General features: G+C 26.6%; 19 protein-coding genes, 2 pseudogenes and 1 other annotated feature (1 of these 22 running past the window's edge). Of the genes and pseudogenes, 9 read left to right on the top strand and 12 right to left on the bottom strand.

The window, feature by feature from the left end; translation table 4 throughout:
* Positions 1-95: a sequence feature (ribosomal protein L10 leader region), on the top strand; it begins 29 nt to the left of the window's first position.
* Between the two features lie 38 nt (positions 96-133).
* The 4 genes from rplJ (at position 134) to rpoC (ending at position 8,717) form a co-directional block, all read left to right on the top strand.
* Positions 134-625 (top strand): 50S ribosomal protein L10, encoded by a 492-nt coding sequence (rplJ, locus tag AACL02_RS02560; protein ID WP_339042642.1) that lies wholly within the window; start codon positions 134-136, stop codon positions 623-625.
* A gap of 41 nt (positions 626-666) precedes the next feature.
* On the top strand, positions 667-1,047 hold the full coding sequence (rplL, locus tag AACL02_RS02555) for a 50S ribosomal protein L7/L12 (protein ID WP_252320298.1): 381 nt from the start codon (positions 667-669) through the stop codon (positions 1,045-1,047).
* Positions 1,048-1,229: 182 nt separating this feature from the next.
* On the top strand, positions 1,230-4,940 hold the full coding sequence (locus tag AACL02_RS02550) for a DNA-directed RNA polymerase subunit beta (RefSeq protein ID WP_339042640.1): 3,711 nt from the start codon (positions 1,230-1,232) through the stop codon (positions 4,938-4,940).
* A 24-nt stretch (positions 4,941-4,964) separates the two neighbouring features.
* Positions 4,965-8,717, top strand: a complete 3,753-nt coding sequence (rpoC, locus tag AACL02_RS02545; protein WP_339043515.1) for a DNA-directed RNA polymerase subunit beta' — start codon at positions 4,965-4,967, stop codon at positions 8,715-8,717.
* Between the two features lie 56 nt (positions 8,718-8,773).
* On the opposite strand, the pseudogene AACL02_RS02540 reads toward rpoC, so the two are convergent.
* Together AACL02_RS02540 and AACL02_RS02535 are read right to left on the bottom strand one after the other, a co-directional pair.
* Positions 8,774-9,959, bottom strand: a pseudogene (locus AACL02_RS02540) (IS256 family transposase).
* A gap of 279 nt (positions 9,960-10,238) precedes the next feature.
* The gene (locus tag AACL02_RS02535; RefSeq protein ID WP_339040623.1) at positions 10,239-10,385 is read right to left on the bottom strand and encodes a hypothetical protein; all 147 of its coding nucleotides are present in this window, start codon (positions 10,383-10,385) and stop codon (positions 10,239-10,241) included.
* On the opposite strand from AACL02_RS02535, the gene AACL02_RS02530 reads away from it, so the two are divergent.
* Positions 10,331-11,152: an IS1595 family transposase gene (locus tag AACL02_RS02530; protein ID WP_339042638.1), complete on the top strand. Its 822-nt coding sequence runs from the start codon at positions 10,331-10,333 to the stop codon at positions 11,150-11,152. The genes AACL02_RS02535 and AACL02_RS02530 overlap by 55 nt on opposite strands.
* On the opposite strand, the gene AACL02_RS02525 is transcribed toward AACL02_RS02530, so the two are convergent.
* Positions 11,138-11,452 (bottom strand): hypothetical protein, encoded by a 315-nt coding sequence (locus tag AACL02_RS02525; protein WP_339042636.1) that lies wholly within the window; start codon positions 11,450-11,452, stop codon positions 11,138-11,140. The two genes, AACL02_RS02530 and AACL02_RS02525, sit on opposite strands and share 15 nt — an antisense overlap.
* Positions 11,453-11,786: 334 nt before the next feature.
* Between AACL02_RS02525 and AACL02_RS02520 the strand changes: the two genes are divergently transcribed.
* A complete protein-coding gene (locus AACL02_RS02520) occupies positions 11,787-13,025 on the top strand; it encodes an IS256 family transposase (RefSeq protein WP_339043513.1) in 1,239 nt (412 codons plus the stop codon).
* Between the two features lie 40 nt (positions 13,026-13,065).
* A pseudogene (locus AACL02_RS02515) lies at positions 13,066-13,545 on the top strand (IS256 family transposase); the annotation flags it as partial.
* A 4-nt stretch (positions 13,546-13,549) separates the two neighbouring features.
* Here the strand turns inward: AACL02_RS02515 and AACL02_RS02510 are convergent.
* The 3 genes from AACL02_RS02510 to AACL02_RS02500 form a co-directional block, all read right to left on the bottom strand.
* A complete protein-coding gene (locus AACL02_RS02510) occupies positions 13,550-13,720 on the bottom strand; it encodes a hypothetical protein (protein WP_339042634.1) in 171 nt (56 codons plus the stop codon).
* On the bottom strand, positions 13,720-13,842 hold the full coding sequence (locus AACL02_RS02505) for a hypothetical protein (RefSeq protein ID WP_339042632.1): 123 nt from the start codon (positions 13,840-13,842) through the stop codon (positions 13,720-13,722). The genes AACL02_RS02510 and AACL02_RS02505 overlap by 1 nt, the downstream gene beginning before the upstream one ends.
* A gap of 117 nt (positions 13,843-13,959) precedes the next feature.
* Complete coding sequence (locus AACL02_RS02500) at positions 13,960-14,193, bottom strand: hypothetical protein (RefSeq protein ID WP_281748215.1); 234 nt, start codon at positions 14,191-14,193, stop codon at positions 13,960-13,962.
* 111 nt (positions 14,194-14,304) lie between these two features.
* Here AACL02_RS02500 and AACL02_RS02495 point away from each other — a divergent pair, with 111 nt between their 5' ends.
* Positions 14,305-15,120 (top strand): IS1595 family transposase, encoded by an 816-nt coding sequence (locus AACL02_RS02495; protein ID WP_339043511.1) that lies wholly within the window; start codon positions 14,305-14,307, stop codon positions 15,118-15,120.
* A gap of 184 nt (positions 15,121-15,304) precedes the next feature.
* On the opposite strand, the gene AACL02_RS02490 is transcribed toward AACL02_RS02495, so the two are convergent.
* From AACL02_RS02490 to AACL02_RS02475, 4 genes are all read right to left on the bottom strand, one after another.
* Complete coding sequence (locus tag AACL02_RS02490) at positions 15,305-15,598, bottom strand: hypothetical protein (RefSeq protein WP_339042630.1); 294 nt, start codon at positions 15,596-15,598, stop codon at positions 15,305-15,307.
* A 2-nt stretch (positions 15,599-15,600) separates the two neighbouring features.
* On the bottom strand, positions 15,601-15,771 hold the full coding sequence (locus AACL02_RS02485; protein ID WP_339042628.1) for a hypothetical protein: 171 nt from the start codon (positions 15,769-15,771) through the stop codon (positions 15,601-15,603).
* Between the two features lie 144 nt (positions 15,772-15,915).
* Complete coding sequence (locus tag AACL02_RS02480; protein WP_339042626.1) at positions 15,916-16,065, bottom strand: hypothetical protein; 150 nt, start codon at positions 16,063-16,065, stop codon at positions 15,916-15,918.
* Positions 16,066-16,474: 409 nt separating this feature from the next.
* Positions 16,475-16,978, bottom strand: coding sequence for a hypothetical protein (locus tag AACL02_RS02475; RefSeq protein ID WP_339042624.1), 504 nt, complete (start codon positions 16,976-16,978; stop codon positions 16,475-16,477).
* A gap of 50 nt (positions 16,979-17,028) precedes the next feature.
* Between AACL02_RS02475 and AACL02_RS02470 the strand changes: the two genes are divergently transcribed.
* On the top strand, positions 17,029-17,745 hold the full coding sequence (locus AACL02_RS02470; protein ID WP_339042622.1) for an IS1595 family transposase: 717 nt from the start codon (positions 17,029-17,031) through the stop codon (positions 17,743-17,745).
* On the opposite strand, the gene AACL02_RS02465 is transcribed toward AACL02_RS02470, so the two are convergent.
* Positions 17,731-17,940 carry a hypothetical protein gene (locus AACL02_RS02465; protein ID WP_339042620.1) on the bottom strand — a complete coding sequence of 70 codons (210 nt, stop codon included), beginning with the start codon at positions 17,938-17,940 and terminating at the stop codon, positions 17,731-17,733. The two genes, AACL02_RS02470 and AACL02_RS02465, sit on opposite strands and share 15 nt — an antisense overlap.
* Positions 17,941-18,936: 996 nt before the next feature.
* Positions 18,937-20,301, bottom strand: a complete 1,365-nt coding sequence (locus AACL02_RS02460) for a TIR domain-containing protein (RefSeq protein ID WP_339042618.1) — start codon at positions 20,299-20,301, stop codon at positions 18,937-18,939.
* Position 20,302 lies beyond the last annotated feature (1 nt).

Below are 20,302 nucleotides of genomic sequence, written 5' to 3'. Positions count from 1 at the left end.
AACGGACTTTTGTCTTAATTATGTTGCTCAGGTAATTTCCATCATTATATATGCATGTGATTTACTCGGTTTTGCTCCGATTTTTATTTACTACTTATTGCTAGTTATTTCAGAATAATAAGGAGGTGTACTTATGCGCCCAGCAATGGTTGAAAAACAAAAAACTATTGATTTAATTGCTAAGCAAATTAATGATTCAAAAACAACAATTGTTGTACAATATCAAGGTATGAATGTTGAAGAAATTAGTTCTTTACGTAAGGAATTAAGAGCTAAAGGTGCAACATTCACTATTTATAAGAATAATTTAGTTGCTCGTTCTTTAAAAAAAGAATATTCATCGCTTGAAAGTAGTTTAGTTGGTCCAAATGGTTTTATCTTTGGATTTGAAAACGACTTAGAAACAGCTAAAATAGTTTCTAATTATGCTAATTTTAATAAATTATTAGTATTAAGAGGTGGCATTTTTGAAGGGAAAGTTATTGACCAAAGTGAGTTACAAAAAATAGCTTCATTACCATCAAAATTAGAATTAATTTCAATGTTAGCTTCTTGTTTACAAGCACCAGTTCGCAATTTGGCTTTAGCAATTAAAGCAGTAGCCCAAAAAAAAGAAAACGCATAATTAACACTTATTAAATAAAAAAATATATGGAGGAAAAAATAATGGAAAATATTACAAATAAACAAATTATTGAACATGTTAAAACAATGACAGCAGTTCAATTAAAAGAATTAGTTGAATTAATTGAAACAACTTTTGGAGTAACTGCAGCAGTTGCTTCTGCACCAGCAGCAGCTAAAGAAGAAGCAACAAAACCATCAACAGTTTCTGTAATCTTAAAAGAAGTAGGAGACAAAAAAGTTGATGTTATTAAAGCAGTTAAGGCAATTGTTGGTGGAACAATGTCTTTAATGGATGCTAAAAAAATGGTTGATGCAGTAGCAACAGGACCACAAAAGATTTTAGAAAATATTGATACAGCAAAAGCAACAGAACACGAAGCAACGTTAAAAGCCGTTGGTGCTATTGTTGAAGTTAAGTAGTTCAAATATTAAAAATTTATATGAAAACCAGTATTAATTAAAACTGGTTTTCTGTTTGTTATTTAACTAAAAATTATCAACTTAAAACTTAATATTTTATCAAACTAATTAGTAATTTAATACTAATTAACTGAAATCAAATTATTTGATTTTAATAAATTTTTAAAATTGGAGATGAACCAATGTCATATACTACAAAACAATTTGGTCATTATGCTAAAAGACGTGACTATACTAAAGTATCAGGAAATTTAGATCTTCCTGATTTAATTTCAATTCAACGTGATACTTATAAATGATTTATTGATACAGGAATACAAGAAGTATTTAATGAAATATTTCCGGTAACTGATAATGATAATCGTATTATTTTATCATTGATTGATTGAGAATTTCGTAAACCAAGAAGAACATTAAAAGAAGCAAAAGATGAGTCAAAAACTTATGAATCACCAATCTATACAAAATTATCTCTATCAATTCATGAAAATAATCGTCATTTAACTATTGCTGCTAAAGATAATATTTTAGATTATTTAATGCGTTGAATTAAAGACCAATTTGGTATTAAAAACATTAATGAACCAAAAGTTAGCGATAATATATATTATTTTGAAGAAAAAAATGTTCATGCTAATAGTGAATTTTCAACTATTGAAGTTACTATTAAAAGTAGAGAAGAAGATGTTTTAATTGTTGATTATACATTAACTCGTGAAGGAGATGTATTTTTAGGTGATTTTCCATTAATGACACAAAAAGGAACATTTATTATTAATGGAAGTGAAAAGGTTGTTGTTTCACAATTAGTTCGTTCACCAGGTGCATATTTTAAAATTGAAATTGATCCAAAAACCGGATTATATAAATTTTTAGGTGATTTAATTCCATCACGTGGAACTTGACTAGAATTTGAAACTGATTCTAAACGTAATAAATTAGTTCGTAATAAAAATGCAATTAAAGATATTATTCAAGTTAAAATTGAAAAATCACGTAAAATTGCAGTAACCACTTTACTTACTGCCTTAGGATTAACTAAAGATGATGTTATTAATATCATTGGTAAAGATGATGTTTTATTAAATACTTATGAATATGATGAACATCAAAATTTACCAGCAGCAGTGCAAGAAATTTATAAAAAAATTAAAGCCGGAGAAACTGCCAGTGTTGATGGTGCTGAAAAATTTTTAACTGGATTATTATTTGATTCAAAAAAATATGATTTAACAAAAGCAGGAAGATATAAGCTAATTCAAAAATTAGCTATTACAGATCGTGTTTTAAATTACACTCTAGCTGAAGATATTAAAGATATTAGAGGTAATGTTGTTTTATCAAAAAAAACAGTAATTGGTAAATCACAATTAGAAATTCTAAAAACAGTATTAGAAGAAGGAGCATGTTTAGTACCTTTAAAAACATCAATCAGTGATAGTGAACCAAAACATTATGTGCAGTTAATTAAAGTTTATAATGATAAAGAAAGATTAAATGAAGTTATTAATGTTGTTGGAATTAATCCTAAATGTAAAGAAGTAATTATTACTATTGCTGATATTTTAGCAACTCTTTCTTATATTTTAAATTTTGTTCATGGTATTGGTAATGCTGATGATATTGATCACTTAGCAAATCGTCGTATTCGTACAATTGGTGAATTACTACAAAACCAATTTCGTATTGGAATGGGACGTATTGAAAAAAACGTTAAAGAAAAAATGTCAACTACTGATAGTGATAAAATGAAACCAGCAAATATTACAAATAATAAACCATTAACAGCTGTTATTGGTGAGTTTTTTAACTTATCACAATTATCACAATTTATGGATCAAACTAATCCATTAGCAGAATTGGCTAATAAAAGACGTTTAACTGCTTTAGGACCTGGTGGATTATCACGTGATCGTGCTAGTTTAGAAGTTCGTGATGTTCACTATTCTCACTATGGAAGAATTTGTCCGATTGAAACTCCTGAAGGACCTAATATTGGTTTAATCAATAATTTAGCCACTTATGCTCGTATTAATGAATACGGTTTTATTGAAACACCTTACCGTCAAGTAATTGCAGGTAAAATTACTAATGAAATTAAATATTTAACTGCTGGTGAAGAAAAGAATTATATCATTGCACAAGCTAATATTGAATTAGATACTAATAATGTTATTAAAAATAATAATGTTATTGCTCGTAGTAATGGTCAAAATATTATTGTTGGACCAAACGAAGTTGAATATATTGATGTTTCACCAAAACAAATTGTGTCAATAGCTACAAGTTGTATTCCCTTTTTAGAAAATGATGATGCTAACCGTGCTTTAATGGGAGCTAATATGCAACGTCAAGCAATTCCATTATTAAAAACCCAAACACCAATTGTTGGTACGGGTGTTGAGTATGCTGTTGCTCGTGACTCAGGATTAGCTATTGTTGCTAATTTACCGGGAGTTGTACAATATGTTGATTCTCATGAAATTATTATTAAATCAGAAGATGAAATAACAACTTATGAGTTAAGTCGTTTTGAACGTAGTAATCAAGGAACAGCAGTAACTCATGTGCCATTAGTAAAAGTTGGTGATAAAGTTGAAGTTAATCAAATTTTAGCAGATGGACCTTCGATGAAAGATGGCGAACTTGCATTAGGACAAAATGTAATTATTGCTTTCATGACTTGACATGGTTATAACTATGAAGATGCTATTATTATTAGTGAACGTTTAGTAAAAGATGATGTTTATACTTCAATGCATATTGAAGAATATAATTTAGAATGTCGAAAAACAAAACAAGGTAAAGAAGAAATTACACGTGAAATCCCTAATACTTCTGAACAATCAAGACGTTATCTTGATGATGAAGGAATTGTTTTAATTGGAACTGAAGTTAAAGAAGGAGATATTCTTGTTGGTAAAGTTACACCAAAATGTCAAACACAATCAACTGCTGAAGAAAAATTATTAGCAGCTATTTTTGGTGAAAAATCACGTAATGTTAAAGATAATTCATTACGAGTACCTAATGGTGGTGCTGGAATTGTTCAAGGTATTAAACGTTATAAACGTGAAGATGGTTTTGACTTACCTTCAGAAGTAGAAGAAGTAGTTAAAGTATTTATTGTCCAAAAACGTAAAATCCGAGAAGGAGATAAAATGGCTGGAAGACACGGAAATAAAGGTGTTATTTCTAAAGTCTTACCAATTGAAGATATGCCTTTCCTAGAAGATGGAACACCGGTTGATATTATGTTAAATCCATTAGGAGTACCATCGCGGATGAATATTGGACAAATTCTTGAATTACACTTAGGAATGGCTGCTAAAACTTTAGGAATTAAAGTAGCAACCCCTGTTTTTGATGGTGCAAAAAATCAAGACTTGTTAGATATTATGAAAGAAGCAAAATATAATGATTTTGATAAATTAACATTATATGATGGTTTAACTGGTGAAAAGTTTGCCAAGAAAATTTCTGTTGGTGTTATGTATATGCTAAAACTATCACATATGGTAGATGATAAATTACATGCTCGTAATGTGGGTCCATATTCATTAATTACTCAACAACCATTAGGTGGTAAGGCACAAAATGGTGGACAAAGATTTGGAGAAATGGAAGTTTGAGCATTAGAAGCTTATGGTGCTGCTCATACTTTACAAGAAATCCTAACTATTAAATCTGATGATATTAAAGGTAGAATTAAAACTTATGAAGCGATTCTACGTAATAAACAGATTCCAACGCCAGGTATCCCTGAATCATTTAATGTTTTAACAAAAGAACTACAAGGTTTAGGAATAAATATTGTGTTAATTGACGAAAAAGGTCAAGAACAAAAAGTGGTAACTTACGATGAAGAAGTCGAAAGTTATCTTGAGGATTAGAAAAGGAGTAATAAATATATGCAAATGCAAAAAAATTCAAAACATTATACTGCCCTTAAAATTTCTCTTGCTTCTCCCGATCAAATTCGCTCATGATCACATGGAGAAATTACAAAGCCAGAAACAATTAATTATAAGTCATTAAAACCTGAAAAAGATGGATTATTTGATGCACGAATATTTGGACCAACTAAAAATTATGAATGTACTTGTGGTAAATATAAGAAAATAAAAAATAAAGGTAAAGTTTGTGAACGTTGTTTAGTAGAAATTACTGAAGCAATTGTTCGACGTGAACGTTTAGGACACATTGAGTTAGAAGAGCCAGTAACTCATATTTGAATGTTAAAGGCTTCTCCTTCAAGAATTGCGTTAGCATTAGATATGAAAGCTAAAGACTTAGAAGAAGTAGCATATTTTGTTTCTTATATTGTTTTAGACCCAGGGACCGCTAAAGGTTTAAAACAAAAAATGATTATGGATTTAGGTAATGCTAAATCTTCAACTGATACTCGTAATCGTTTACGTAAAGTATTTGCACAAATTTTAGAACAATTAGAACCTTCTTCTTTTGCTTATACTCGTTCTCAAATGTTAACTGATACTTTAGCAGATACTTCACGTCCATTTTCAATGGATGAATGTGCTCAATTTATTACTAAACATACTGGAACAAAATTTGGAATTGGTGCTTCAGCTATTGAGTATTTATTAAAAAATATTAATTTAGAAAAAGAATTTCTTGCCATTAAAAAACAATTGACAAACAAGAAATCACAAACTGATCGTAGAAAACTAGAACGTCGTTTAGATGTTATTGATTCATTTGCTAAATCAGGAAATAAACCAGAATGAATGGTATTACACGCTATTCCGGTGATTCCACCTGATATTCGTCCAATTATTCAGTTAGATGGTGGTCGTTTTACAACATCAGAAATTAATGATTTATATCGAAGAATTATTATTCGTAATGAACGCTTAAAAAAAGTAAAACAAATGGGAGCACCAATCTTAATTATTAATAATGAAAAAAGAATGTTGCAAGAATCAGTTGATGCTTTATTTGATAATGAACGTAAAGCACGTCCAGTAACAGGAAGAGATAAACGTCCATTAAAATCTTTAACTTCAACATTAAAAGGAAAACAAGGACGTTTCCGTCAAAACTTATTAGGTAAGCGTGTTGATTATTCAGGTCGAAGTGTTATTGCTGTTGGTCCGGAATTAAAAATGTATCAATGTGGTATTCCTCGTGATATGGCAATTATTTTGTTCAAACCTTTTGTTGTGCAAAGATTAGTTCATCAAGAATTAGCTTTAAATATTAAAATTGCTGAAAAATTAATTGAAATCCAAGATGAACGAATTTGAGATGTTTTAGAAGAAGTAATTAAAGATCGTCCTGTTTTATTAAACCGTGCCCCAACTTTACACCGTTTAGGAATTCAAGCATTTGAACCAATTCTAGTTAAAGGGAAAGCTATTCGTTTACATCCACTAGTAACTCCTGCTTTTAATGCTGACTTTGATGGTGACCAAATGGCTGTTCACGTGCCAATTACCCAAGAAGCAGTAGCTGAAGCAAGAAGTTTAATGTTAGGTTCAAAAAATATTTTAAGTCCTAAAGATGGTAAACCAATTGTTACGCCAACTCAAGATATGGTTCTTGGTAATTATTATTTAACTATTGAAAAATTAGATGAATTAGGTCAAGGTTCAATTTTTAAAGATGTTAATGAAGCAATTAAAGCTTATGATACAAAACAAGTTTCATTACATGCTATTATTGGAATTCGTGTTGCTAGTTTAGGTGCAAGTAAATTTGCTGCTACCGATCAAAACAAATTTTTAATTACTACTATTGGTAAGATTATTTTTAATCAAATGTTTTCAGAAAGAATGCCATTTATTAATCGCCCAAATATTATTAATTTAACTGAAACCCATAATGAAGATTTAGTTACAACTGATGTTGATTTTCGTGAATTTATTAAAAAAAGAGTTATTGTTGAACCATTTAAGAAAAAAGCTTTAGCAGATATTATTCATAAATATTTTAAAACTTTTGGAACTCAATTAACTGCACAAATGTTAGATAAAATGAAAAATCTTGGTTTTAAATTTTCAACAATTTCAGGAACAACAATTTCTGCAGGCGATGTTGTATCTTATTCAGGTAAAACAAGATTATTTAAAGAAGCAGATGAATATGTTAAAACAATTAACAAGTTTTATAAACAAGGTATGTTAACTAATCGTGAGCGTCATTACCATATTATTAATAAATGAAGTGGTATTAAAAATAATATTCAAGTTGAACTAGAAACAGTTTTAAGAAAAGATATTGAAAATCCAATCTTTATGATGTGAGATTCAGGTGCTAGAACTAATATTAGTAACTTTACTCAATTAGTAGGGATGCGTGGTTTAATGAATAATCCAAAAGGAGAAGTTATTGAATTACCAATTAAATCTTCATTCCGTGAAGGATTAAATGTTTCAGAGTTCTTTATTTCTACCCATGGTGCTCGTAAAGGAATGGCAGATATGGCGCTTAAAACTTCTGACTCAGGTTATTTAACAAGAAGACTAGTTGACGTTTCACAAGATATTATTGTTACTGAAGAAGATTGTAATACCGGTAATGGCTTTATAATTAGTGACGTTGTTGACCAAAAACGTAATAATATTATTGTGCCCTTACGTGACCGTTTATTTGGACGTTTTGTTCAAGGTGATGTTGTTGATAGTAACAATAATGTAATTGTTGCAAATAATGAATTAATTACTGAAAAATTAGTAGAAACAATATTAGAGGCAAAAATTACAAAAATAAATATTCGTTCAGTTTTAACTTGTGAAGCAAGTTATGGTGTTTGTCAAAAATGTTATGGTATTAATTTAACAACAGGTTCTATTGTTGCTATTGGTGAAGCAGTTGGAATTATTGCAGCGCAATCAATTGGTGAACCAGGAACTCAACTAACGATGAGAACTTTCCATACTGGAGGAGTTGCTGGTGGTAGTGATATTACCCAAGGATTACCAAGAATTAAAGAATTATTAGATATTACTAATCCCAAAGGTGCTGTTGCTATTATTAGTGAGTTTGATGGTAAAGTAACAGATATTCGTGAAGAGCAAGGAATTTATACAATTACTGTAAAGTCAAAACTTGACTATAAAGAATATAAAACTCAATATAATGCGCAGGTAAGAATTAAAATTGGTGATAATGTTAAGATTGGCCAAAAACTAACTGAAGGTGCAATTAATATTACACAATTACTAGAAGTAGCAGGAATCATTGAAGTTCAACAATATATTTTAAAAGAAGTACAACGTGTTTATCGTTTACAAGGAATTGAAATTTCTGATAAGTATATTGAAATTATTGTAAAACAAATGTTGAATCGTATTTTTGTAGTTGAAGGTAATGATTCACCATTATTGCCTGGAGCGATTGTTGATATCAAAGAATTTAAGAATGTTAATGCCAAAATTATTGTTGCTGGTAAAAAACCCGCTTTTGGTCATCCAATTATTTTAGGGATTAAAAAAGCACCATTAGAATCAGAATCATTCTTGGCTGCTGCTTCTTTCCAAGATACAACAAGAGTATTAACTAATGCTGTTATTAAGTCAAAACAAGATAATTTACGTGGTTTAAAGGAAAATGTTATTTTAGGAAACTTGATACCGGCCGGTACTGGTTTAATGCCAACTGAGAAGTTAATAGGTATGGGTAATTCTTCACTTGAAGAAGAATACTAAATTAAAATAAAAAGGAGGCTTTTTAATAATCTGTGTATCTTTTTTTTACAAAGTTACTAATTTAGATTAATTCTGTCTTCAAATTTTATCATAAAATGAGCAATTGCTGTATTTCAATTTTGAATAGGCAATGTTTATTTTTTTGTTATATTTTCAATTGCCAAGTAAAATATTTTGAAAACTGCCATATCATTAGGAAAAACTTTTTTTATTTCTGATGATTTTTCGTAATTGACTATTAACAGATTCAATAGCATTTGTAGTATAAATCACTCTTTTGATTTCTACTGTATAACTAATAAAAACCATTAAATTATCTCAATTTTTATATCAAGATTTAGTAATTTGAGGATATTGTTTATTTCATTTACTTTCAAACGATTCTAAAGCTTGCATTGCTTGTTCTTCACTACATGCACTATAAATTGGTTTTAAATCTGCAACTAGACCTTTTCGATGTTTGTATGAAACATATTTTAAACTATTTCTAATTTGATGAACAATGCATAATTGATGTTCTGTTTTAGGATAAACTGATTGTATTGCTTCTGACATGCCTGTTAAATTATCACTACAAGCAATAAGAATATCATTTAAGCCACGATTTTTCATTTCTGTGAAATTAGATAATCAAAACTTAGAACCTTCATTTTCACTAATTCATAATCCTAAAACATCTTTTTTGCCTTCTAAATCAACTCCTAATGCTATATAAACTGATTTGTTAATAATCCGTTTATCTTGTCGTACTTTAACTACTATACAATCAAAATAAACAATAGGATAAATACTTTCTAATGGTCGATTTTGTCATGCTTTAACATCATCAATAACATCATCAGTAATTTGACTAATAACACTTTCACTAATATCAGCACCATGATATAACTCTTGCAACTGCATTCTAATGTCAGATAATGTCATTCCTTTTGCATACAAGGAAAGAACTTTTTGATCAAAACCATCAAATCTTCTTTGCCTTTTAGGAACTATTACAGGAGTAAAATTACTATTGCGATCTCTTGGTACATCAATTTCAATTTTACCTTGTTGAGTTATTAATTTTTTTGAACTTGTACCATTACGAGCATTTTCAGTAGTAGTATGTTGATTTTTTTCATATCCTAAATAATTTTGCATTTCAGAATTCAACATTTTTTCAAATAATCTTTTTGTTAATTCTTTATATAAACCGCCAGGTTTAAAAACTGTTGTTAAATCTTCAGTATTTTCTAGTAATAAATCTACTGCTTTTTATATTGGATCATTATTATTAAAGGGGACGGTAACAAAAAAGGAGGATATAATTACTTTTTAAAGATTTCTTTCAAATTATAGACAAGAAATAATTGTAATTATATGCAATTGTAAATACATCTTACTACTAAATTAAATTAATTTCAATTAAAATACAAAAATTGAAAAAATCAATAATAAAATTAATATTTATACACAACAAAAATTCTTATTAACTTTTAATTTAATAAGTTTTTAAAATTTTAATAAAAAAAATTAATTAAGTTATGTTTTTAAATTTATTTGATTACATTTAAAAATAACCATTTTAATATAAATATTCGGACTTCTCCCCACATGTACTTGTGGAGGGAATAATGAAACTGAATGAATTCAACAATGCTTTTCAAACTGAACAGCAATGTCTTGCATATATAGCAAATTTGAAAGAAAACAAATGTATTAGGTGTTTTAGTTTTAATTTGAATACTTCTGATTTAAAAAGAATGAGATGTTTAAAATGTAATCAAACATTTAGCATTCTCACAGGCACCATATTTTCAAGGTCACAAACATCTTTAACATCTTGGTTTTATCTTATCTTTAGATGAATAAACACCAAACATGGAATTCCATCAACAGATATTGCAAAAGAATTGGGAGTGACTTTGAAAACTGCTTGAAGAATGACTCATAAAATCAGAACACGTATTGCAAAACAAAAACCTCAATTTATTGTTGAAGGTACAGTGCAAATTGATGAAATGTATCTTTCACATATGGGTTTTAAAAAACAAGGAAGATCCTTGGTGAATAAAACCTTGATTGTTGGCATTTATCAAAAAACAACCAATAATTTAATTGTGAAAGTATTGAAAAACGCAAAGAGTAAAAATCTTTTGCAGTTTGCAAAAAACCACATTTCTTCAAAATGTCTTGTATATACTGATTCTTGAAAAGGATATTGCGATTTTAAATCAGTTTTCACTAAGCATGAAACAGTTAACCATCAAGATGGCTATGTTTCAAAAATTGGTGTAAATACCAACCAAATTGAATCAGTTTGAAAACATATAAGAAGAACATTTAAAAAACATATCAAAGTTGCAAAACATCATGTTCATTTATATGCTAAAGAAGCTGCATATAAATTCAACAAGATACCTAGTTTTGAAACTGTAATTCTATGTTTGATTTAAAAATGTGGGGAGAAGTCCGTAGATAGGCTTTTCTCAGCATTTATGTGATAAAATTAAAATAGTACATAAAGGGAGAAAAGCCTTAATTAATTTAGTTTTAGTATTTGGTCTTTGATTTAAATTTCAAATATCTAAACCTAATTTTTTACCAAATAATAAACTATTAATTGAACCTAATACTGGATTTACAATTACTTGACCATAATAAGCACTTGTACCAATCATTGCACAAATTGGACTTATACCAGTTCTAATTAATTTAGTTAAAGTATAATTTGATTGTGTATTTTCGTTTGGCATTTTAATCTCCTTTATTTGTTTTTATTAGTTCTCTTATAACATCTAGTAAATAATCTACTACATAAGAATTTAATTCAAATTCATAATTTCTAATTTTAATTTTTTCCTTCTGCATTTGTTTATTCTCCTTTAATTTTCTAATTTTTTAATTGTTACTTTAATTCAACCTTGATAAACATCATTATCACCAACTATTAATGCAACATTACTTTCCGGGTCAGAAACAATTATGTGTTTTGAGGAAATTTTTAGTAATCTGTGTAACTTACAAAAATAACTATGTTTAATTAATTCTAGTAAATATAATTAAATGACTAGAAAGAGTGAGTTACAGATGGCTAAAAAAGATAACTTTAATAATAATGATCCAATATCAAAAGCAGTAGATTTATTACTAGAAAATACTGAAGATTTAACAACAGTTTTTAAACCTGGCGGTTTATATAAAGAATTAACAAAAAGATTAGTTGAAAAAATGTTGAATTCTGAAATGCAAAATTATTTAGGATATGAAAAAAATCAACATACTACTACTGAAAATGCTCGTAATGGTACAAGTTCAAAAAAATTAATAACTCAACAAGGTAAAATTGAAATTGATGTACCAAGAGATCGCAATAGTAATTTTACTCCTGTAATAGTTCCTAAAAGGCAAAGAAGATTTGATGGTTTTGATCAACAAGTTCTTTCCTTGTATGCAAAAGGAATGACATTATCTGACATTAGAATGCAGTTGCAAGAGTTATATCATGGTGCTGATATTAGTGAAAGTGTTATTAGTCAAATTACTGATGATGTTATTGATGATGTTAAAGCATGACAAAATCGACCATTAGAAAGTATTTATCATATTGTTTATTTTGATTGTATAGTAGTTAAAGTACGACAAGATAAACGGATTATTAACAAATCAGTTTATATAGCATTAGGAGTTGATTTAGAAGGCAAAAAAGATGTTTTAGGATTATGAATTAGTGAAAATGAAGGTTCTAAGTTTTGATTATCTAATTTCACAGAAATGAAAAATCGTGGCTTAAATGATATTCTTATTGCTTGTAGTGATAATTTAACAGGCATGTCAGAAGCAATACAATCAGTTTATCCTAAAACAGAACATCAATTATGCATTGTTCATCAAATTAGAAATAGTTTAAAATATGTTTCATACAAACATCGAAAAGGTCTAGTTGCAGATTTAAAACCAATTTATAGTGCATGTAGTGAAGAACAAGCAATGCAAGCTTTAGAATCGTTTGAAAGTAAATGAAATAAACAATATCCTCAAATTACTAAATCTTGATATAAAAATTGAGATAATTTAATGGTTTTTATTAGTTATCCAGTAGAAATCAAAAGAGTGATTTATACTACAAATGCTATTGAATCTGTTAATAGTCAATTACGAAAAATCATCAGAAATAAAAAAGTTTTTCCTAATGATATGGCAGTTTTCAAAATATTTTACTTGGCAATTGAAAATATAACAAAAAAATTAACATTGCCTATTCAAAATTGAAATACAGCAATTGCTCATTTTATGATAAAATTTGAAGACAGAATTAATCTAAATTAGTAACTTTGTAAAACAAAGATACACAGATTATTAAAAAGGCTCAGTTTATCCTAAAACAGAACATCAATTATGCATTGTTCATCAAATTAGAAATAGTTTAAAATATGTTTCATACAAACATCGAAAAGGTCTAGTTGCAGATTTAAAACCAATTTATAGTGCATGTAGTGAAGAACAAGCAATGCAAGCTTTAGAATCGTTTGAAAGTAAATGAAATAAACAATATCCTCAAATTACTAAATCTTGATATAAAAATTGAGATAATTTAATGGTTTTTATTAGTTATCCAGTAGAAATCAAAAGAGTGATTTATAATACAAATGCTATTGAATCTGTTAATAGTCAATTACGAAAAATCATCAGAAATAAAAAAGTTTTTCCTAATTATATGGCAGTTTTCAAAATATTTTACTTGGCAATTGAAAATATAACAAAAAAATGAACATTGCCTATTCAAAATTGAAATACAGCAATTGCTCATTTTATGATAAAATTTGAAGATATAATTAATCTAAACTAGTACTTTATAAAACAAAGATACACAGATTATTAAAAAGCCTCTGTTTTGATTTAACATTTGGATATTGTCTTAAAATAATTGCTCTAATATCATTACTGGTATGAATTGCTTTTGGAAATGGTGATAATATTTCAATTTCATCTTTATTTTCAAATAAAGTAGGTAATATAATCATTAGTCAAATTCTCCATTTTCAATTCTTTCTTTTAAAGAAAATACATATTCTGTATAAGTTCTATGTGGATTTTTATCATTTATAATTTCATCGATATCTAAAATTAATTTTTCTTTATTCATAATTTAACCTTTCTTTCCTAACTCTTTTATTTTGTTTTTGTTTACATAAGTTATTACATTTATGAGCAAAAACTCTACCATAACCACATTTATTATTCTTTTTTATTTTTATTATCATTATTTATTTTCTTCTCATATGATATTTCCACAACTATTACAATTTTCAAGTTTTTCTCAATTTTTAAAATTATTTTCAAAATCATTTATCAATTTTTTAAACTTATTTAAGTCATATTTATCAATACAAATATCATCTAGGTTTAAAGTAAAATCTCCATTTATTGAAAAATGACCAATATTAATTCCTTCTCATTCTTCTTTTCATTTGTTTAAAAATTCATTTATTGTCATTATTTTTTCTCCTTATTTTTAATTTTATTAGAAATTTCACTTAATATTTTTAATACTTTATATTCATTTTCGGACTTCTCCCCACATGTACTTGTGGAGGGAATAATGAAACTGAATGAATTCAAAAATGCTTTTCAAACTGAACAGCAATGTCTTGCATATATAGCAAATTTGAAAGAAAACAAATGTATTAGGTGTTTTAATTTTAATTTGAATACTTCTGATTTAAAAAGAATGAGATGTTTAAAATGTAATCAAACATTTAGCATTCTCACAGGCACCATATTTTCAAGGTCACAAACATCTTTAACATCTTGGTTTTATCTTATCTTTAGATGAATAAACACCAAACATGGAATTCCATCAACAGATATTGCAAAAGAATTGGGAGTGACTTTGAAAACTGCTTGAAGAATGACTCATAAAATCAGAACACGTATTGCAAAACAAAAACCTCAATTTATTGTTGAAGGTACAGTGCAAATTGATGAAATGTATCTTTCACATATGGGTTTTAAAAAACAAGGAAGATCCTTGGTGAATAAAACCTTGATTGTTGGCATTTATCAAAAAACAACCAATAATTTAATTGTGAAAGTATTGAAAAACGCAAAGAGTAAAAATCTTTTGCAGTTTGCAAAAAACCACATTTCTTCAAAATGTCTTGTATATACTGATTCTTGAAAAGGATATTGCGATTTTAAATCAGTTTTCACTAAGCATGAAACAGTTAACCATCAAGATGGCTATGTTTCAAAAATTGGTGTAAATACCAACCAAATTGAATCAGTTTGAAAACATATAAGAAGAACATTTAAAACACATATCAAAGTTGCAAAACATCATTTTCATTTATATGCTAAAGAAGCTGCATATAAATTCAACAAGATACCTAGTTTTGAAACTGTAATTCTATGTTTTATTTAAAAATGTGGGGAGAAGTCCGTAGATAGGCTTTTCTCAGCATTTATGTGATAAAATTAAAATAGTACATAAAGGGAGAAAAGCCTTCATTTTTTAATTCTTTAATAATAAATATTAAAATTATTATTAGTGTTATACTTGTTATTAATATTGGTACTATTAATAAAATTTTTCATAATATCATTTTTTACTCTTTTCATTTTTTAAATCATTTAACATTAATTGAACAAAATGTACGATTTTTAGGAATATTTAAAGTATTAAAAATTTGACCAGTTACTATAATTTCATCGTTTTTGTTTAATAAAATACATCGTTTATAAAATTTTGGTTTATTAAAAATTAAAGTAACATAATTTAATCCATTTCATTGACCTCTAACACTATAATATAATTCTTTATTACCTTTTTCGTAATATTTTGCTTCAATAGTATTACTTAGTTTTACTGTTAATTTGACATAATTTGCTTTTTCTTTCATGTTTATAATTTCCTTAAATAATTATCAAAAATTAATATTTTTTTATGATTTTTTAAATAATATTGAATATGTTTATAAGCATCTTGTTCATGTTTTGTTAATTTTATATTTCCTTTATAATTTGTTATTTTATTTTTATTTTTTGGTTCACTTCCTAAATAATCTCAATTCATAACATCTTCTACTAATACCATTAATGTACCAATAGTTTTAGGAGTTGCTAATGGATTAGTTAATAATTGTTTTGAATTTAAAAAGAAATTTTCTACAATAACTATTATTTTTTTATTATCATAATGTTTTTTAATTAATAAAAATTATTCTTTATACAAATTTTTACTTTCTAAAACTGTTTTAGTTTTAAATGTTTCATTAAAAACAATATTATTAATTTCATTTGAATATATAACAATTCCATTATTACCAATTCCAGCGGGGTCAATTCCAATAATTAAGTCATATTGCATTATTAATCAAAGTCTCCATTTTTAATTTCATCTCTTAATTTAATAATAAATCCGAATGGAGTTAAACCTTGTGTATCACCAATATAAAAGGTTTCATAATCAAGTATTCTATTAATTATTTTTTCTTTATATTCATTAATTACTTCTTTTTTAAAATCTTATCTTAATTTTTCTATATTATTTAAATGTTCTTTTTTTATTTCTTGATTACTTTTTTTATTATATTCATTAATAATTTCTTGGTCTTTATAAGAAAATGGTTTTTCTTTATTCATATTTATACCTCCTACTTAACCTAATATTTAAAATACAGTCATAACAAATTGCTTTACTATTTTTATCTCTTAAAAAATATTTTCTTGTTTTAATATCATTAGTATTAAAGAATAAATAATCTAATTTATTTTGTTTACATGTTCAACAAAAATAATTTTTCATTATGAGTTGAAATTTCCTTATAAGAAGTAACTAAATAATTAATTGGTAAATCATCATGTTTATATGGATTATTTATTTTAAAACCTTTTCTGTTTTCTTCTCACGTAATGTTATATTTAAAACAAGGATTAGTAATTTTAGTTTTGTTATCTGTTATTTCACCGATAAATCAACTATTATGCTGTTCATAAAATTTTAATGGTTCAAGTTTTATATCATTAAGATAATATTCTTTTTGAGCAATTGGTTTATTAACAGTTATTTTTTGGTCTTTAATATATGGTTCTAATAATTTTATTAATTCATTACCACTTAATTCTCTTTTAATATTTTCTAAATTAAAAACTCAATATGTATATTTATCATCAGCAATAAAACTATTATTCGGACTTCTCCCCACATGTACTTGTGGAGGGAATAATGAAACTGAATGAATTCAACAATGCTTTTCAAACTGAACAGCAATGTCTTGCATATATAGCAAATTTGAAATAAAACAAATGTATTAGGTGTTTTAATTTTAATTTGAATACTTCTGATTTAAAAAGAATGAGATGTTTAAAATGTAATCAAACATTTAGCATTCTCACAGGCACCATATTTTCAAGGTCACAAACATCTTTAACATCTTGGTTTTATCTTATCTTTAGATGAATAAACACCAAACATGGAATTCCATCAACAGATATTGCAAAAGAATTGGGAGTGACTTTGAAAACTGCTTGAAGAATGACTCATAAAATCAGAACACGTATTGCAAAACAAAAACCTCAATTTATTGTTGAAGGTACAGTGCAAATTGATGAAATGTATCTTTCACATATGGGTTTTAAAAAACAAGGAAGATCCTTGGTGAATAAAACCTTGATTGTTGGCATTTATCAAAAAACAACCAATAATTTAATTGTGAAAGTATTGAAAAACGCAAAGAGTAAAAATCTTTTGCAGTTTGCAAAAAACCACATTTCTTCAAAATGTCTTGTATATACTGATTCTTGAAAAGGATATTGCGATTTTAAATCAGTTTTCACTAAGCATGAAACAGTTAACCATCAAGATGGCTATGTTTCAAAAATTGGTGTAAATACCAACCAAATTGAATCAGTTTGAAAACATATAAGAAGAACATTTAAAACACATATCAAAGTTGCAAAACATCATGTTCATTTATATGCTAAAGAAGCTGCATATAAATTCAACAAGATACCTAGTTTTGAAACTGTAATTCTATGTTTTATTTAAAAATGTGGGGAGAAGTCCGTAGATAGGCTTTTCTCAGCATTTATGTGATAAAATTAAAATAGTACATAAAGGGAGAAAAGCCCTATTATTTTTAACCATTCATTTTGGACATTGTAATTTATATTCAACATAATCAATAAGAATAGATTGTGGTTTATCTTTTACAATTTGTTCTTTTTTAAATTCTATTTGCATAATAATTCTTTCCTAATATGTTCTGTTGCTTCTAGCATAAAGAACATATATTTTGATTTTTAGATTATTAATAATACTACTATTCGTTTTATTAATTGCAGCAATTCTGGGCTCAAAAATAAATTGTGAAATTTTAAAAAACATTGAGGCATTCGATTCAATATTTATTTAATTTGTGTTGAACAAATTAATATTTTAATTGAACCGGCCCCGCTCAATTTTTTTTACAAGTTTGAAATTTATTTTCTCGCCCAAAAAAATTTTTCAAAAAAAATAAAAAATAAAACCAACACTTGCTCACTGGGGAGTGGCAAGGTTGGTTAAATAAAGAATAGAATTAATACAATAGGTCCCTACAACAGGTCTATATATACTAGTTTCCAATTCGCTCCCACCCCAAGAATTACCATTAATGGTTAGTATATTTTATTAGGTATCACTCCACTTATTATTTATCCATGCAAGTCCACATGCTCTGGCTACTATTTTTAACAACTGTGTTGTAGTTCACTGTTTTAGTTCCCTAACACGTGTTGATAATAGTGTTAAAGACGGTTCTTAAAAATTTTAAAATTTTACAATTACAAAAAAAGACAAGATTATTTCTTGTCTTTTTCCTTGTTAATAATTTTTATTTTATTTTTTAAATGTATATTTTTTAAAATACGTCGAATATAAATTTAAAAATTTAAGGGTTAAAGAAAATTTAATTTATCTATCATCATTTTGAAATGGTAATATTCAAAAGAATTTATTTATCTAGTAATTTATCTTCCTACTTTTTTGGGAACCTCCCTTATTAAAGTTATCTTTTTTAGCCATCTGTAACTCACTCTTTCTAGTCATTTAATTATATTTACTAGAATTAATTAAACATAGTTATTTTTGTAAGTTACACAGATTACTAAACATTTCCATAAAAAGTGAAAATTTTATTCTCACTTTTTAAATATTTATATTTTATTTTCTAATGTTTAATTTTACTAGTTGTATGTTTTAAAGATAGGATAAATATATTTCTGGACATTCTTGTGTATAATTAGTTTTACCAGAATTTATAAATTTTTTTGTTTTTTTAGTAAACTCTTGCATTGTTTTTTCTTCTTTTTCTTTTGCTTCACATTCTTCTGAATTACCTTTTTTATGGAGATGTATTCTTTTAAAATTTTCATCTTTCATTATACTTATTTTTTGTAGTTCACTACCAATTCCATTATCTTTACTATTATGTTTTAAAGATAATTTTCTTAAAAGATTACTTTTATTATCATCTTTAGTAAAGTTGGTTGTAGTTTCTTGTAGTAATTGATTATTAATTTCACTATCTTGAATTGAAGTTAATATTACATTATCTATTTTTTCCTCTAATTTAAAAGGTACTACAATATTACTATCATCATCTTTGTTAAAATCATTATCTTTACTCAAAGTTAATATTGCATCATTTATTTTTTCCTCTGATTTAGAAGGTACTACAATATTACTATCATCATCTTCGTTAAAACCACTATCTTGACTTGAAGTTAATTTTTCATTATTTATTTTTTCCTCTGATTTAGAAGGTACTACACTATCATTATCATCATTTTCTTTGTTAACACCATTATCTTTATTTGAAGATAATTTTGCATTTTCTATTTCTTCGTCTGATTCAGAAAGTATTTCAATATCACTATCTTCTTCTTTAAAACCATTATCTTTATTTGAAGATAATATTGCATTATCTATTTCTTTTTTTTCATTAAAAACAGTATCTTTAGTATTATCTTTTAAAACAGTTGGTTTTAAAAAAATACGGCTGATAACATTTTGATAAAACATTTCTTCTTTTTTATGATTAGATTGAACTTTATCAAGTAAATTTTTAAGAATTATTATATCTGAAAAGATTTCATCATAAGTAGCAATAATTGCATGTTTATTTATTACGGTTTCATATATTCTTTGACCAGCATTTTCTTGGGTGATTAAAGAAGAATAATCACAAGTGTTATTAAAATTACAATTTATTTTTGCTTTTTTAATAAAATCAGCAGTTAAAAGTATTATAAAAATATTTATCTTCTTTCTTCTATTTAAACTTCCATATTTATTTAATGAAGCTTCAATTTCTCAGTCAATATGTTGTCTACATTTTGTATGTATTCCTAGAATAAGAATAGTAATAGTTGTATCTTTTAAATGATTTTGTCTAATAGTTTTAGCGATTTCATTATTTGATCATGTGGTATCAATATCCCCTATTTCTACAGACATGTCTTTTATATTTAAATAATTAGCATACTTTTTAATTAACTCTGCTAATTGGTCTTTTTCTTCTTGTTCTCTTAGATGATGATATGAAATAAAAATTTTTCTCACT

Source organism: Spiroplasma endosymbiont of Apeira syringaria (assembly GCF_964020205.1).
Lineage (GTDB): Bacteria > Bacillota_I > Bacilli_A > Mycoplasmatales > VBWQ01 > Spiroplasma_E > Spiroplasma_E ixodetis_A.
This window is presented reverse-complemented; position numbering and strand designations above follow the sequence as displayed.